The organism is Vibrio sp. R-1 (assembly GCF_035615595.1).
GTDB lineage: Bacteria > Pseudomonadota > Gammaproteobacteria > Enterobacterales > Vibrionaceae > Vibrio > Vibrio cholerae.
This window is the reverse complement of the sequence record NZ_WPDC01000093.1, coordinates 1-12,489: the sequence shown is the minus strand read 5'-3', so window position 1 is coordinate 12,489 and position 12,489 is coordinate 1. Positions and strand designations below refer to the sequence as shown.

13 protein-coding genes are annotated in these 12,489 nt (G+C 45.3%); 3 read left to right on the top strand and 10 right to left on the bottom strand.

Translation table 11 applies throughout. The features are described 5' to 3' along the window. Nucleotides 1-30: 30 nt before the first annotated feature. On the bottom strand, nucleotides 31-2,385 hold the full coding sequence (locus tag GOU96_RS15025) for a TonB-dependent receptor domain-containing protein (RefSeq protein WP_080483412.1): 2,355 nt from the start codon (nucleotides 2,383-2,385) through the stop codon (nucleotides 31-33). A gap of 213 nt (nucleotides 2,386-2,598) precedes the next feature. Between GOU96_RS15025 and GOU96_RS15020 the strand changes: the two genes are divergently transcribed. Next, nucleotides 2,599-3,114 (top strand): RNA methyltransferase, encoded by a 516-nt coding sequence (locus tag GOU96_RS15020; protein WP_258501394.1) that lies wholly within the window; start codon nucleotides 2,599-2,601, stop codon nucleotides 3,112-3,114. A 3-nt stretch (nucleotides 3,115-3,117) separates the two neighbouring features. On the opposite strand, the gene GOU96_RS15015 is transcribed toward GOU96_RS15020, so the two are convergent. The 7 genes from GOU96_RS15015 to GOU96_RS14985 all read right to left on the bottom strand — a co-directional run bounded on the left by GOU96_RS15015 (nucleotide 3,118) and on the right by GOU96_RS14985 (nucleotide 9,655). Next, a complete protein-coding gene (locus GOU96_RS15015; RefSeq protein WP_189015885.1) occupies nucleotides 3,118-5,781 on the bottom strand; it encodes a S1 family peptidase in 2,664 nt (887 codons plus the stop codon). Beyond that, nucleotides 5,781-6,080 carry a CU044_2847 family protein gene (locus GOU96_RS15010; RefSeq protein WP_116672102.1) on the bottom strand — a complete coding sequence of 100 codons (300 nt, stop codon included), beginning with the start codon at nucleotides 6,078-6,080 and terminating at the stop codon, nucleotides 5,781-5,783. Before GOU96_RS15010 ends, GOU96_RS15015 begins: the two co-directional genes overlap by 1 nt. Before the next feature lie 147 nt (nucleotides 6,081-6,227). Beyond that, nucleotides 6,228-7,268, bottom strand: a complete 1,041-nt coding sequence (locus tag GOU96_RS15005) for an AbrB family transcriptional regulator (protein ID WP_267782996.1) — start codon at nucleotides 7,266-7,268, stop codon at nucleotides 6,228-6,230. Between the two features lie 30 nt (nucleotides 7,269-7,298). After that, nucleotides 7,299-8,252, bottom strand: coding sequence for a D-2-hydroxyacid dehydrogenase family protein (locus tag GOU96_RS15000; RefSeq protein WP_267782993.1), 954 nt, complete (start codon nucleotides 8,250-8,252; stop codon nucleotides 7,299-7,301). 15 nt (nucleotides 8,253-8,267) lie between these two features. Continuing rightward, nucleotides 8,268-8,783, bottom strand: a complete 516-nt coding sequence (locus GOU96_RS14995; RefSeq protein WP_267782990.1) for a GNAT family N-acetyltransferase — start codon at nucleotides 8,781-8,783, stop codon at nucleotides 8,268-8,270. Nucleotides 8,784-8,815: 32 nt separating this feature from the next. Beyond that, nucleotides 8,816-9,265: an NUDIX hydrolase gene (locus GOU96_RS14990; RefSeq protein WP_267782987.1), complete on the bottom strand. Its 450-nt coding sequence runs from the start codon at nucleotides 9,263-9,265 to the stop codon at nucleotides 8,816-8,818. Nucleotides 9,266-9,304: 39 nt separating this feature from the next. Beyond that, nucleotides 9,305-9,655, bottom strand: a complete 351-nt coding sequence (locus GOU96_RS14985) for a GlpM family protein (RefSeq protein ID WP_000729333.1) — start codon at nucleotides 9,653-9,655, stop codon at nucleotides 9,305-9,307. A 191-nt stretch (nucleotides 9,656-9,846) separates the two neighbouring features. Here GOU96_RS14985 and GOU96_RS14980 point away from each other — a divergent pair, with 191 nt between their 5' ends. Together GOU96_RS14980 and GOU96_RS14975 are read left to right on the top strand one after the other, a co-directional pair. After that, complete coding sequence (locus GOU96_RS14980) at nucleotides 9,847-10,572, top strand: tRNA (adenine(22)-N(1))-methyltransferase (protein ID WP_267782985.1); 726 nt, start codon at nucleotides 9,847-9,849, stop codon at nucleotides 10,570-10,572. Nucleotides 10,573-10,581: 9 nt separating this feature from the next. After that, nucleotides 10,582-11,523 (top strand): LysR family transcriptional regulator, encoded by a 942-nt coding sequence (locus GOU96_RS14975; protein WP_000645865.1) that lies wholly within the window; start codon nucleotides 10,582-10,584, stop codon nucleotides 11,521-11,523. Here the strand turns inward: GOU96_RS14975 and GOU96_RS14970 are convergent. Both GOU96_RS14970 and nfsB read right to left on the bottom strand, forming a co-directional pair. Then, complete coding sequence (locus GOU96_RS14970; protein ID WP_000581563.1) at nucleotides 11,520-11,810, bottom strand: putative quinol monooxygenase; 291 nt, start codon at nucleotides 11,808-11,810, stop codon at nucleotides 11,520-11,522. The genes GOU96_RS14975 and GOU96_RS14970 overlap by 4 nt on opposite strands. Before the next feature lie 3 nt (nucleotides 11,811-11,813). Continuing rightward, nucleotides 11,814-12,467, bottom strand: coding sequence for an oxygen-insensitive NAD(P)H nitroreductase (gene nfsB / locus GOU96_RS14965; protein ID WP_148537472.1), 654 nt, complete (start codon nucleotides 12,465-12,467; stop codon nucleotides 11,814-11,816). Nucleotides 12,468-12,489 lie beyond the last annotated feature (22 nt).

Genomic DNA, 12,489 nt, shown 5'->3' with positions numbered 1-12,489 from the left:
GTTTTATAGCACGAGACTTAAACGATTCGCTTAATAAGAGATTTCAAATCCGAGCGTAATGGTTCGCCCCGGATCCGGCATGCTGACCACAGACCCCGGACGCACTTGATAACGATCGGTCACGTTGTTGACCGCAAAGAACAGCTGGGTGTTGGCATTCAACTCGTACTGTGAATAGAGATCAATCGTGTAATCGGACGGAATTTCAAGGATCGGATTGGCCGCCGTGCCCGCCAACCAATCACTAGGGTTTGATTTGCCTGAGTGATAAGAAACTTTCACCCCAGAATCGAGCGTATCGTTAAAGAATTTCGTACCCACATTCAGGTACAAATTCTGTTTTGGCGGAATACGCGTTGGGGTTAATCCCCATGCAAATCCGAGCGAATTACAGGTATCACTCTCCGCGTATTGCGCTTGTTGAACGGAACAAATCTTTGTCTCGCTGTACAAGGTCGCCGCGAAGTGGGTGTACAACCAAGCATATTGGTAATGAGCCCCCAACTCCCAACCAGAGAGTTGCAACTTATCATAATTGGTGAAGGTAAAGTTCGCCTGCCATTCAGACATACCCGGGGTTTTCGCCAATCGTCCACCTGAAATGAAGTCTTTAATACTGTTGCGGAAATAGGACACCGACAGATTCAAACGATCATCCTGCAGCACACTGTCCGACGCCATAAATTGCACGCCAACCTCATTGTTCCACGCTTGTTCCGGTTTGATCGGGTTGTATGGGTTATAGCTGAACACCTCATTTGATAGCGTTGTTTCATACAAGCTCGGCATACGATAAGTGCGTGAGGATTTCAAAAACAGCTGAGTGCTAGGTGTTAAGGCGTAGGTGAACTCACTGAGCAGATCGAGCTTCTCCTTGTAGTCTAACTGCTGCTTGGTTTGATAATCGGTTGACTTGGCATTGTGCAGATTGAGGCCAAGCTGAACTCTCAACGGCGAGTAATCGATATCCGCATTTGCAAACAGGTTCTGCGCCGTGCGTTTTCCGTGGCGGGAAGTCACCGTCTTGGTAAAGCGGGTTTGCCCATCTTCTTCGGGAGATAAACGCTCATTCTGCTGAGCCAAACCATAATTCAGCCTGACTGGCCACTGAGTCAGTAAGGTTTCATTGGTCAGACTCAAACCAGAGCGATCATTGTGATATGCATGAAAATATTGCTCCGCGTTGGTTCCTAGCGCCCAAAGCCCATTGTATTGCGCCAGATCAGCCTCGGTGTACCAAAAGTTAGCATTCAAATTGAGCCAAGGATGATCCGGTTGGTAATAGTAATTGGCGCTGTAGGTATTCACTTTGGCGGTTCCTAGCCCCCACTGCGGCATTCTGTCTTTGCCATCGGGGTATGGGTTCCCTTCCCAATCTTCTGAAGATTTGTACCAATACGCCATCAGCACTTCACCCGCTTTTTGCGCATGGTGACGGTAATTAAAATCGGCATTGTGTGCCGTGCCAGTGTCGCTCGCGAGTTTGAACAGCCAAGAGTCACTCTCAAAACTGGTATTGACGACTTCTTGCCCTTGCCCAACAACAGGCTCTTGATACTCCTCATAACCTTTCTTGCCAGCGAAGTGATTGCCTTTTGAACGCTTACTGTACGCCAGTACCGTATTGAATGATTCGGCCTGATAGCCCAATCCAAGCATAAGTGAACCGTGTTTAAATGCAGAATGCTCACCTCGCTCATCAAGCGCGTATTGGCCTTGTTCCGAGTAATCACTCGAAACATCAGGCGTCCGATTGTGGTTATTGGCGCGTGCTTTCAGTACCACACCGAAGGCTTGATCATCTTTGATGATGTCTTTGATACCCAAGGTCGTGGCATTCACCACACCGCCCACCGCGCCACTGGCATAAGGTGAACTCTCAATCGTTGCCCCTTTATTGACGGTCAATGAACTGAGCAAATCGGTATCAATATAAGTGCGATCACTCACCCCTTGATAGCCACGAGAGGTATGAGTGGACTGCAAACTCCCATCAATAAAGATCGGCACACGCCCCTCGCCCTGCACACCACGGATGCCAATATCCAATGCCCCCGCTTCATTGTGCATGTTATTACTCTGCACACTCGTGATGCCGGAAAAAATATCCGCGTTGGCAATACTGCGCACTTTATCTAAATCAGAACGAGTACGTTGATCGGTGGGAATCGATTGACCATGAACCGTAACGGTTTCATCGACGGCTTGCTCGGTATTCTCTTGTGCTTGAACGACACTACTCAAAACGACAGGAAGAAGAGTGAACAAAGGTTTCAACTGCATAATTTGATCCTTGTCAAAAATAAAGCACGAATACTGATGCAATTGATAACCATTATCAACAATTTGTAATAATGATTTTAGTGACCTTGCTCCCACAAATATTCATACGATCAATCGTTTGCGCACGATTTACTCTGATTGAGCCATTTATCGCCACCGAACAAAAGCAAAATTAGCAATCGATTGCTTAATGAATTCTCCTGAGTCAATGCTCAGATGGAGCGATCAACTGGCTTTTCTCTCGTGTTAGAGCGACAATCGCGCCACTCGTGAGCCAAGCTCAAATCAAAGCAACACAGAAGTAGAACCACCGCAATGATCACCTCTTCCACCGTAATTATTGGATTGCACAACCCGAAAAGCCCAACCAACGTCGGCGCAGTAATGCGTGCCGCTGGCTGCTACAACGCCACTCAAGTGCGTTACAACGGTACGCGTTATGCTCGCGCCGTGAAATTTCAGACCGATACTCAAAATAGCCATGAACGTATTGGATTGGTCGAGATGGACGATCTCACTGCGGGATTGGATAGTGAAGTCAAAATCGTCTGTGTCGAGCTGGCGGTAGGTGCAACTGCGCTGCCTCACTTTACCCATCCAGAACAAGCGATTTATCTGTTTGGCCCCGAAGATGGTTCGCTGCCGCAAGAGGTGGTTGATCAAGCGCATCATGTGGTTTACGTGCCCACCCACGGCTGTATGAACCTCGCCGCCACCGTCAATGTTGTGCTGTATGACCGTTTAGCCAAAAGCCTCGGTGAGATTGACGATCAAGCACAAGTGATCGCCAATCGAGATAATAAAAATCGGTTGAAGGTTAGGCAAAAATGAAATTTAAGTTTCTATGCGTTCAGGTAGCATACTATCAGGGACTTTATTAATTGCTTTAACACCTAGCGATTTAACACCATTATGTTTGGCGATAGTTGCTTTTATCATGCAACCAACTTCTTCTAATTCTTTTCGGTCAATAAATCCATATTTATATAATCCTGTAAGTTCTCTAAATAAACTATATAAATAAAATGAGTTCTTATTTAAATTGGTAATATAATTTTTTAAATACTCACCCCATCCGTCTGGACGTTTACTAATTAATAATAATGCAATGTAGTAAAGCGCCATACTGTTAGTTTTGTTAGAAGCATTTTTATAAATCAATGTACCCATTTTCTTTGAGAAAACATCATCCTGAAACCATCCGATAACATTTACAGGTATATTTGGCAATAGAGAACTTAGTACATCTTCAAATGAGCCATCGAAACCTGACTCTAAAACAAAGCTAGCACCACCTACTGTCACTCTTCTTGATTTAGCTAAAGCCGGAGCGATCATAACTAGAAATTTGGCTACTAAATCCCAACTAACCAAAATCTCATCCAATAGAGCATGTTTTAATTCAGGCTTAACATAATCACTATTTCTCAAAGCTTTTGATGCAGATTGAAGTGTTTTAAGCAAACGTAGCAAAGAATACTCTTCTAGAACTTTATGAACATCTTGGCTTAAAGGTCTAATATTATTATACTGCTTATCCGCATAGCTGTCTTTTATTTCATCAGGAAGACTAGAGTTCATAGCTCCGAGAGTCATCATCTCTTTAACTTCTTCTAATGATTCCAAAGATGGCTCCCAACGCATTGAACTATATATATCAAAATCATCAGGAAATTGACACTTTTCCTCAACAAGCTCTCGAATGGTTTTAATATCAGTACATAATTTCCCTATCGCTTCATCACGTCTTCGATCAATTCCTGTATAATATTCAATTATTTCCGGATAAGAGGCATATTGCATATCATTAAAAATAAAATTACAGAAATCTGAATCTTGATGCATTCTATGAGCAGCAAAGTAAAAAACCCAATAAGAAAATTTGAAACAGAAATCATTTAATCTTTGTACAATAATATTATTTGCAGCTAACACATCAAAAATAACTTCAATTTCTAGATCAATTTCTGAATCTCGACAAAACCCACTTACAACTGATAGGAACTCATCTCTTGTAAAATAGAATTTATGTTCTCTAATTATTTTTTCGCAGAAAAACCCTAAAACATATTCCGAATCTTTAAGATCTGGTCTGGTCTTATATTTTGGTATATCATCAATATTAAAAAGCAAATACAAAACTTTACTAATCATACCTGTTCTATTTACAGGAGATTCATCAAAATCATATTCATAAATCTTCAAGAATGTTAAACAGTTAAGTGGAGTTCTTGGAATATTTAAAAACTCAAAGTCTAAAGTCAGCCTATTAACTACAGAATCATCAGAACCAATATATTTACTTGATGCATTGTAAGAACTAACTATACTTCTAATTTCACTTCTAGTTAACGACCATATGTATCTTTTCTCAAAATGTCTTTCAATCGATATATTATCTGAAGCAATTGGAGCACTGTCACAAATGGAGTACATAACAACGATTGGTAGATCTATAAAAATCTCATTAATGTACATCAATATTTTATTAGCTTCTTGGACTGTATGTGATACTTCATCAATCACGATGCATTCTATGTCATCAAATGACAAGCTGAAGTCGAATAATCTGTCATTGACATATCTTTCAATACTTTTTTTGTTAGCTTTCAATTCACTTGCATCTAAGTATAACCAGAAGCCCTTAGTGAGGTTATTCCATGCTTCCTTGACCATAAATTTAGCTAAAGAAGTCAGACCATACTGCTGCCTACCATTAATCATTATCGATCTAGGGTTTGATATTAGATTATTTACATTTATATATTCAGACCGTACTTTATTCTTTTCATCGTCAGAATAAAGTTTAGGTTCAACCCAAGTACAATTTTGAGTTGAAAAACAACTTAAAGTTCTTTGAAAGTCTTTTTCTAATGTTTTAGAAATATAAAAAATATTTTCTTCTGTTAGATTTGATCTTATTCTTCTTTTAGGACATATTTTGCTTTCAATAACTTCCACGTTAATAATGTCTAATACATGACTATTTGAAATTCCATAATTTATATTGTTATTTTCTTGGAGCTGAACGATGCCTGCAACTAAACCTGTACGATTACATATTATTGGAGAACCACTATAACCATTAGTTATATTTTCCGTTGTGAATATTTTAATAGTGTTAGTAACATATCCATTAACATCCTCTAAGGATAATCCTACTTTTATTTTTATATTTTTAATCGGTTCTTTTTTTATTTTGTTGGCTAATGTCGTAAATCCATGAACTGTGTATGAACTAGCTTCATTTGGTTCAATAAGTCCAAATTCAATAGCTTTCATACCATCAACAAAGAGTAATGCTATATCTAAACCATCGTTATATTTGTTTTTTTCAACTCGTGCAAATTTATCATCGACTAAAATTTGCCCTTTAAGATTATTTATAACATGCCCACAGGTTAAAATATAACATCCAGACTGTTCCGATTTAATAACAAAACCAGTACCAAAATATTTATTTTCTCGACAATGTACTTTAACAATTGACTCGTCCATTATTTTGCCTTAAAAGTCATTTCGATATTTATGCTTGCATCTGCACTACTTTTTGCAACAAACACATTCCCAGAAACCCCAAATTTAACACCTACAGATACTTTCGCTGATTCTAAAGCTACCGTTTGCGAAACAGTTTGATAGGCGTCATTGACGGGTGTAATGACTTTTGATAGTAACTCTTTTAGCTTATCGAGTGATGCATCCACTACACCTGCACTAGAAATCTCAAGTAACTCTCCCTCTCTAACTTCAACTTCAACCTCAAGCCCATCTGACATTGTGATTATTTTGTTCATGACCAATACCTCAAAAGTTTTTCCACTTATACATCAAGCAGGCACTCAGAGTCTATGAAACAACACACACTTATCAATTCTGAGTTTGACATGATGTATCAAACAAACTTGTGTACCTTGAGTTATTACAAATTGAGCTAACAATAACTACCTCCCCTTCAACTCCTCTAACTGCTTTTTCAGCATGGCGGGCAGTGAGTAGAGCAACAACAGGCGCAGAGCGTGGTTAATCATCACAAACGCGGGCTCCATTCCGAGCAGTAAGGCGACCGCGGTCATGGCTTCTACACTGCCGGGAACCCAAGAAAGCAGCAGCACGACCCATGATTTATCGATCAAAATAGAAAAGACGCCGGAGACACCCACCGCGACCAAAAGGCCAATCATGGTGACCATTACCCCTGCGCGGGAATACGCCATGGCTTCGCGCAGTGTGGTATCGGCAATGCGTGAGCCAATCAAAATGCCGAGTAAAGCGGTGGCGAATATCACCATCCATTTCGGCAGTTGCATATCAATGCCGGTGGCAAAGCCATTAAAGCTGGCGGTGATGAGTAACGCAGCCAACATATAAGGCGCAGGAATGCCGAGTAAGGTGGAAGCTTTACCCAGTAGCAAACTCATCAGCGCTAGAGCCAAGAAAATAAGCCAAGCGTAAACGGTCAGGCTGCCGTCTACGGGTGCGCTATCTGGCGCGCTGTTGGAGATCAACAGTGCCAACAAAGTGAGGATCATCAGGCGCACAGAATGGGAATAGACCACTTTGGCGGAAGGTTTTTCGCTTGATTCGCTGATCACCAAAATCGCGGCCATCGCACCCGGTACGGCACCGAGTAGAGATTCAAACGGCGTCCAACCCTCTTTTTTGGTGAGCCATAAATAGCTACTGATGATTTGCAGCGTTAAACAGCACACCAAACCCACGATCACCGGCAAGGTTAAGGTGGTACCTAGCTCACTCAAACTGATGGTCGCGCCGACACTGATCCCAAGCACGACTTGCACAAACAGCAGCAGCCACGGCGGCGTATGAATAGTTAGCCAACGCTTCTTGTGCAGCACAATAACCAAACCCGAGGCAATAAACATTTCAGAAAGTGGGATGGAGAGTAGCGTCCCTGTCCCCGCAGCCACGGCGGCGATAATCAAGATTTGAATAAAGAGTGTGAAAGAAACTCTTTCGAACATGCTGTGTTTCCTTTAGGCCTTATCGCTCAGTCACGCTTTTGCGGCCGAGTGAGCAAACTTGACCACATTCTCAAACGCGGCCTGAAAGTAGATCTCGTAGCTGTTCTTCTCCACATAACCCAGATGCGGCGCGCACAGCACATTGGGCAAACTCAGCAGCGGCTCACTGCTGGGTAACGCGGGCTCGTTTTCGTACACATCGACCGCGGCTTGGCGCGTTGGGTTGGCGTGCATCACTGAGTAGAGTGCGCCCGATTCCACTAACTCCGCTCGACTGGTATTCACAAACAGCGAATCGGGTTTCATGGCAAGCAGATCTTGTTTGGTGACGATGCCACGCGTGGCGTCATTCAAACGTAAATGGAGTGAAAGTACATCGGCTTTAGCAAAAAACTCGGCTTTATCGGCGGCGGCTTGATAACCCAACTCAAGCGCTTTTTGCCGCGAGGCTTCACTGCCCCACACCAAGATTGGCATACCAAATACGTGACCAAATTGAGCAATGCGCTGACCGATTTTGCCTAAACCCCAAATACCTAAAGTGCGACCAGAGAGGGTTCGACCTAAGCCTAATCCGCCATTTTGTTGCCAATGACCTGCGTGTAACTGCTCGATATAACTTGGCAAATGGCGCGAAGCGGCAAGGATTAAACCCCAGCACAGCTCTGCTGGGGCAACGGGAGAGCCGATGCCTTCTAACACGGTCACGCCATAACGCTCACACAGAGGCACATCAATATGGTTGCTGACTTTTCCAGTCTGGCTGATGAGTTTCAGGTTTGGTAGATGAGCCAAAAGATTTTCAGTGATTGGGGTGCGCTCGCGAATCAGCACCAAAGCCTCAAAAGGTTTCAGGCGCTCAATCAATACGGTTTCATCGCTCAGGCTGTCATTGAATACGGTGACGTCATGCCCTTGTAAGCATTGAAAGGCGTTTAAGCCACGCACCACATTTTGGTAATCATCCAGAATCGCAATTTTCATCTCACGTCCTTGTGGTTAAAGGTCAATCCAGTAGCGTGCCAGTAAAGAGGGGAAATACTCTCCGGTGATCGTGCTTTCAAACACACCGCCGTTGCTTTCAATCACTCGGCGTGATGCGTGATTATCGCTATCGGCAACCAGCAACACGCGTTTTAAACCTAAGCGTTTGGCTTCTATCAATCCAAGGCGCAGCATTTCGCGGCCAATGCCCTTGCGGCGCGCACTGGGTGCAACATCGTAGCCAATATGCCCCGCTTCGTTAGTAAGAAATGGCGTATCAATGTGGTGGCGCAAACGCAGCGCACCCAAAATCTTGCCTTGTTGGTCCTGATACCCAAAATAGCTGCAAGGCACGTAGCCACAAGGCAGGTTTTGGCCGTGGGCGTGGTCATCCAGCAGTTGCACGTAGTCGGCAAAATTCTCATCGCCTTGGCGGTAAAAATCACAGTTGATCGGGTCGTGGCGCTGAAAATCTTGGAAGAACTCGGCAAACGCCGCTTCATCCTGCAAAGTTAATCGAGTTAACGGCATAGTCTCTCCTTGACGAATGATTGAGCGCGAATTTAAAGCGCCAGATAGCGTGGATACAGGCGTTGGAACTCTTCAATCGCGATTTTATCAGCAACGGTTTCCACCGCACTTGGCGCAATCGGCGTCCAAAAAACTTCATCCGCCTCGTGGCAGGCGATCTCACCTTGCCATTGATCTACCACGTAATAGTGCAGCAGTTGCAGCTCAAATTCTGTCGGATGATAGAGCGAGCAGAGATAAACGCTGCGCGTAGCGTCCACGCCTAACTCTTCTTGCACTTCACGCTGCAACGCTTGCGCTTGGTTTTCTCCCGCTTCGATATGCCCACCGGGGATCGCGATGATATTAGGATCGCTCGCTTTGGTTGCTGAGCGACGTTCGAGCAGACAACTGCCCTCTTTGATCAGCAAAAAAGAGACACATTCGGCCACGGGCAATCTTGTTGGCGTTTTCTCTACAGGCTCGGGTTTTTCTACAGACACAGCTTTCTCCTTAAATCCGTTTCATGATGGCGAGTGAGCTTAGGCCATGCTCGGGTGTAAACGAGTCCAACCCACCAGTAAAAGTGCAGCAAATACCAGCCAAACCAAGGTGGCACAGACCAGAGTGCCAGTAAGGCTCAAGCGGTAACTAAAGTAATACACCGCAAGAAGATACGCCGCATACGGGATAAGCGAATACAGCCCAAACAGCGCGGTAGTGCGCAGATCTTCCATGGTGCGTTCGGTGCCAACAATGTAATGGGCGATTAAAGCAAAGGTGGGAAATAGCGGCACAAGGCCGGAAATAAAAAAGCTTTTGGTTTTCGATAACAGGGCAATGATCAACACCGCAAGCGCTCCAAGCAAGCACTTGAAAAACAAAGCCGCCATGACATTTCCTTTTGTCAGAACAGGTTACAGGCAACCACTATAAATCACTCTCCCGTTAAGAAGAACTGCTCATTAACCAGTTTGTTATTTTCTCTGCAACATTTTTCCGAACCTGAGTAAAATGGCCGCCTCTGTTTTAATTCGGCAGCCGATAGCGGCGGCTGCTTTTAGTTACCGCATGTAGGTATGGCATGAAATTAGGAAAACGGCTGACTCAGTTAGTCCAACAGGTAAAGCGCGACTACGACCATATTTGGGATTGCTGCTGCGACCACGGCTTACTCGGTGCGGCGTTGCTCAAACAGCACCCAAACAGCACAGTGCATTTTGTCGATATCGTTCCGTCTTTGATTGAGAAGGTGACGCTCGATTTAATCCGCTATTTTCCTGCCACGACCGATTCACCACGCTGGCGCACTTACTGTCTTGATGTGCGCGATTTACCACTCGAAGCCAACGCCGGATCGCATCTAATCATCATCGCCGGTGTGGGCGGAGATTTGATGACGAAATTTATTGCCGAGCTTGCCAAGCGTCACCCAAGCATGACGTTTGACCTGCTGCTGTGCCCTGTTCACCACACTTATACCTTGCGCGAGCAGTTAATCGCGCTGAATGCGGAGCTGAAAAGCGAGCGTTTAGTGGAAGAGAATCAGCGCATTTATGAGCTACTGCATGTGCAAATCGCTCACAGTTCGGGGGGTTGCTCTCACCCTCTCTCTTTGGCCGGTGAATCGCTGTGGCAAGTCAGCGGCACAGATCAATCAAAGATCGCGCAGCGTTATTTACAGCAGTTGCAGCAGCACTATCAGCGCAAAGCACAAGGCGGTGATGCGGGCGCAGAGCAGCGTTGGCAAGCGTATCAGGCCGTGGAGATCCTTCAATCGATGGATGCCACTCTAGAACTCGTTCAATAGGCTAGAAAGATGAAAGCACTCAATGATTTGAATTTGTTTGTCGAAACGGCGCGCCAAGGCAGTTTTTCTAAAGCGGCCAACAGCTTATCACTCACAACCGCCGCCGTGAGCGCTGCGATCCGCCGCTTGGAAGAGCAAGTGCAATTTCCGCTGTTTGTGCGCTCGACGCGACATATTCGTTTAACTCATGAGGGCGAAATCTTTCTTGCCAAAACCCAAACCGCGCTGGCCACCTTGCAAGAGGGTTTGGATCAGATCGCTTGTGCGCGTGGCCAGTTGGCTGGGCAACTGCACATCAGCGCGCCTTCCGATTTGGGGCGTAATTTGCTGCTCGACTGGATTGATGAATTTATCGCGCTGCACCCGAATGTCACCGTGAAACTGGATCTCTCTGATCGTCTGACGGATATGTACGCCAATCCGGTCGATATCGCGATTCGTTATGGTCAGCCCGCCGATTCCAATTTGGTTGCCATGTTGCTGTGCGATTCTAACGAGCGCGTATTGTGTGCTTCGCCAGAGTATTTGGCCGCTCACCCGCCCATTCTGCATCCTGACGATTTACAGCATCACAACTGTCTGTGCTTTATGCTGGCCGATACGCTACACAACAAATGGATTTTGAGCCGCAATGGCGAAACGCACAGTGTGGTGGTGCAAGGCAATCCTGCCTGTAATGATGGCGAAGTAGTACACAGATTGGCGGTAAAAGGCAAAGGCATTGCCAATAAATCGCTGATGGACATCAGTCAGGACATTATTGATGGGCGTTTAGTGCGGATTTTGCCGGAATGGGAAAGCGGCCCTGTACCCATTTATATGGTGTGTGCCGATCGACGTTTGATCACCCCAACCATTCGCGCTTTTCAGGAGTTCATTCGTGAAAAAGGCTGCCAACAACGACGTGCGGTGCTGACAGCCATTCAAGAGCGAGAGCAAAATCCTCGTTAGCCAACAAAAGTCAGTGGGCGTAACTGCAGGTATTCCAACATCTCGCGCTCACCGATCTTTTGCTGAAAATGCTGGAAATGGTCGCTCTGTTGGTGTTTTTGCAAGCTCTCTTCCGAGCACCAAATTTCCTGCATTAAAAATAGCCCCTCAATCGAGTTGTCACGATACAGCTCATATTGGCAACACCCCTCTTCATTGCGACTAGGCTCAAGGAGCGCTTCGAGCAGCGCTTGCACTTGCTGCGCTGAATCGGGGAAGGCTTTGATTTCTGCGAGTAAATGGATCATAACTTACAGCTCGGTAAAGACCGCTTCCGCCGGCCAACGTGATTTAGGCAGTTTGGCGTTGAAGTCGTCTTCACTGTGGAAACCTAGTGGCACAATCACCACGCTGTTGAAGCCTTTTTCAGTCAAGCCAAACTCTTCGTTCAGCACTTGAGCATCAAAACCTTCAATCGGCACCGCATCAATGCCCATGGCTGCAGCACCAAGCAGTAGTGTACCCACGTTGAGGTAAACTTGTTTTTGCATCCAGTGCTCAGCATCGTTCAGATTTTCACGGTGCAAGTTTACAAAGTAGCTACGCGCGCCATGCATGCCAGTTTTGGCTTCTTCATTCGCAAAACGGCCATCTTTATCTTCGTTGTCCAGCAGAGAGAGCAGATACGCGTCATCAATGCTGGTTTTGGCGCAGAACACCATCACGTGCGAGGCATCTAAAATTTTGCGCTCGTTAAACGAAAAACCGCCCTGCGTGGCTTTGGCAATGCGTGTTTTGCCTTCATCACTGCCAGCCAAAATAAAATGCCAAGGTTGTGAGTTCACGCTAGAGGCACTCATGCGTACCAACTCTTTGAGATCGGCGACTTGCTGTTCAGATAGCTTGCGGCTGGTGTCAAACGCTTTGGTGGAATAGCGAGACTGCGACGCTTGTACAATGTTCATGTTTCACTCCTAAGGAAATTCT

What these genes read in the sequence shown, in the direction of transcription:
- GOU96_RS15020 (WP_258501394.1), top strand. Translation starts at nt 2,599, where the DNA reads ATGATCACCTCTTCCACCGTAATTATTGGATTGCACAACCCGAAAAGC.
- GOU96_RS15015 (WP_189015885.1), bottom strand. Translation starts at nt 5,781, where the DNA reads ATGGACGAGTCAATTGTTAAAGTACATTGTCGAGAAAATAAATATTTT.
- GOU96_RS15010 (WP_116672102.1), bottom strand. Translation starts at nt 6,080, where the DNA reads ATGAACAAAATAATCACAATGTCAGATGGGCTTGAGGTTGAAGTTGAA.
- GOU96_RS15005 (WP_267782996.1), bottom strand. Translation starts at nt 7,268, where the DNA reads ATGTTCGAAAGAGTTTCTTTCACACTCTTTATTCAAATCTTGATTATC.
- GOU96_RS15000 (WP_267782993.1), bottom strand. Translation starts at nt 8,252, where the DNA reads ATGAAAATTGCGATTCTGGATGATTACCAAAATGTGGTGCGTGGCTTA.
- GOU96_RS14995 (WP_267782990.1), bottom strand. Translation starts at nt 8,783, where the DNA reads ATGCCGTTAACTCGATTAACTTTGCAGGATGAAGCGGCGTTTGCCGAG.
- GOU96_RS14985 (WP_000729333.1), bottom strand. Translation starts at nt 9,655, where the DNA reads ATGGCGGCTTTGTTTTTCAAGTGCTTGCTTGGAGCGCTTGCGGTGTTG.
- GOU96_RS14980 (WP_267782985.1), top strand. Translation starts at nt 9,847, where the DNA reads ATGAAATTAGGAAAACGGCTGACTCAGTTAGTCCAACAGGTAAAGCGC.
- GOU96_RS14975 (WP_000645865.1), top strand. Translation starts at nt 10,582, where the DNA reads ATGAAAGCACTCAATGATTTGAATTTGTTTGTCGAAACGGCGCGCCAA.
- GOU96_RS14970 (WP_000581563.1), bottom strand. Translation starts at nt 11,810, where the DNA reads ATGATCCATTTACTCGCAGAAATCAAAGCCTTCCCCGATTCAGCGCAG.
- nfsB (WP_148537472.1), bottom strand. Translation starts at nt 12,467, where the DNA reads ATGAACATTGTACAAGCGTCGCAGTCTCGCTATTCCACCAAAGCGTTT.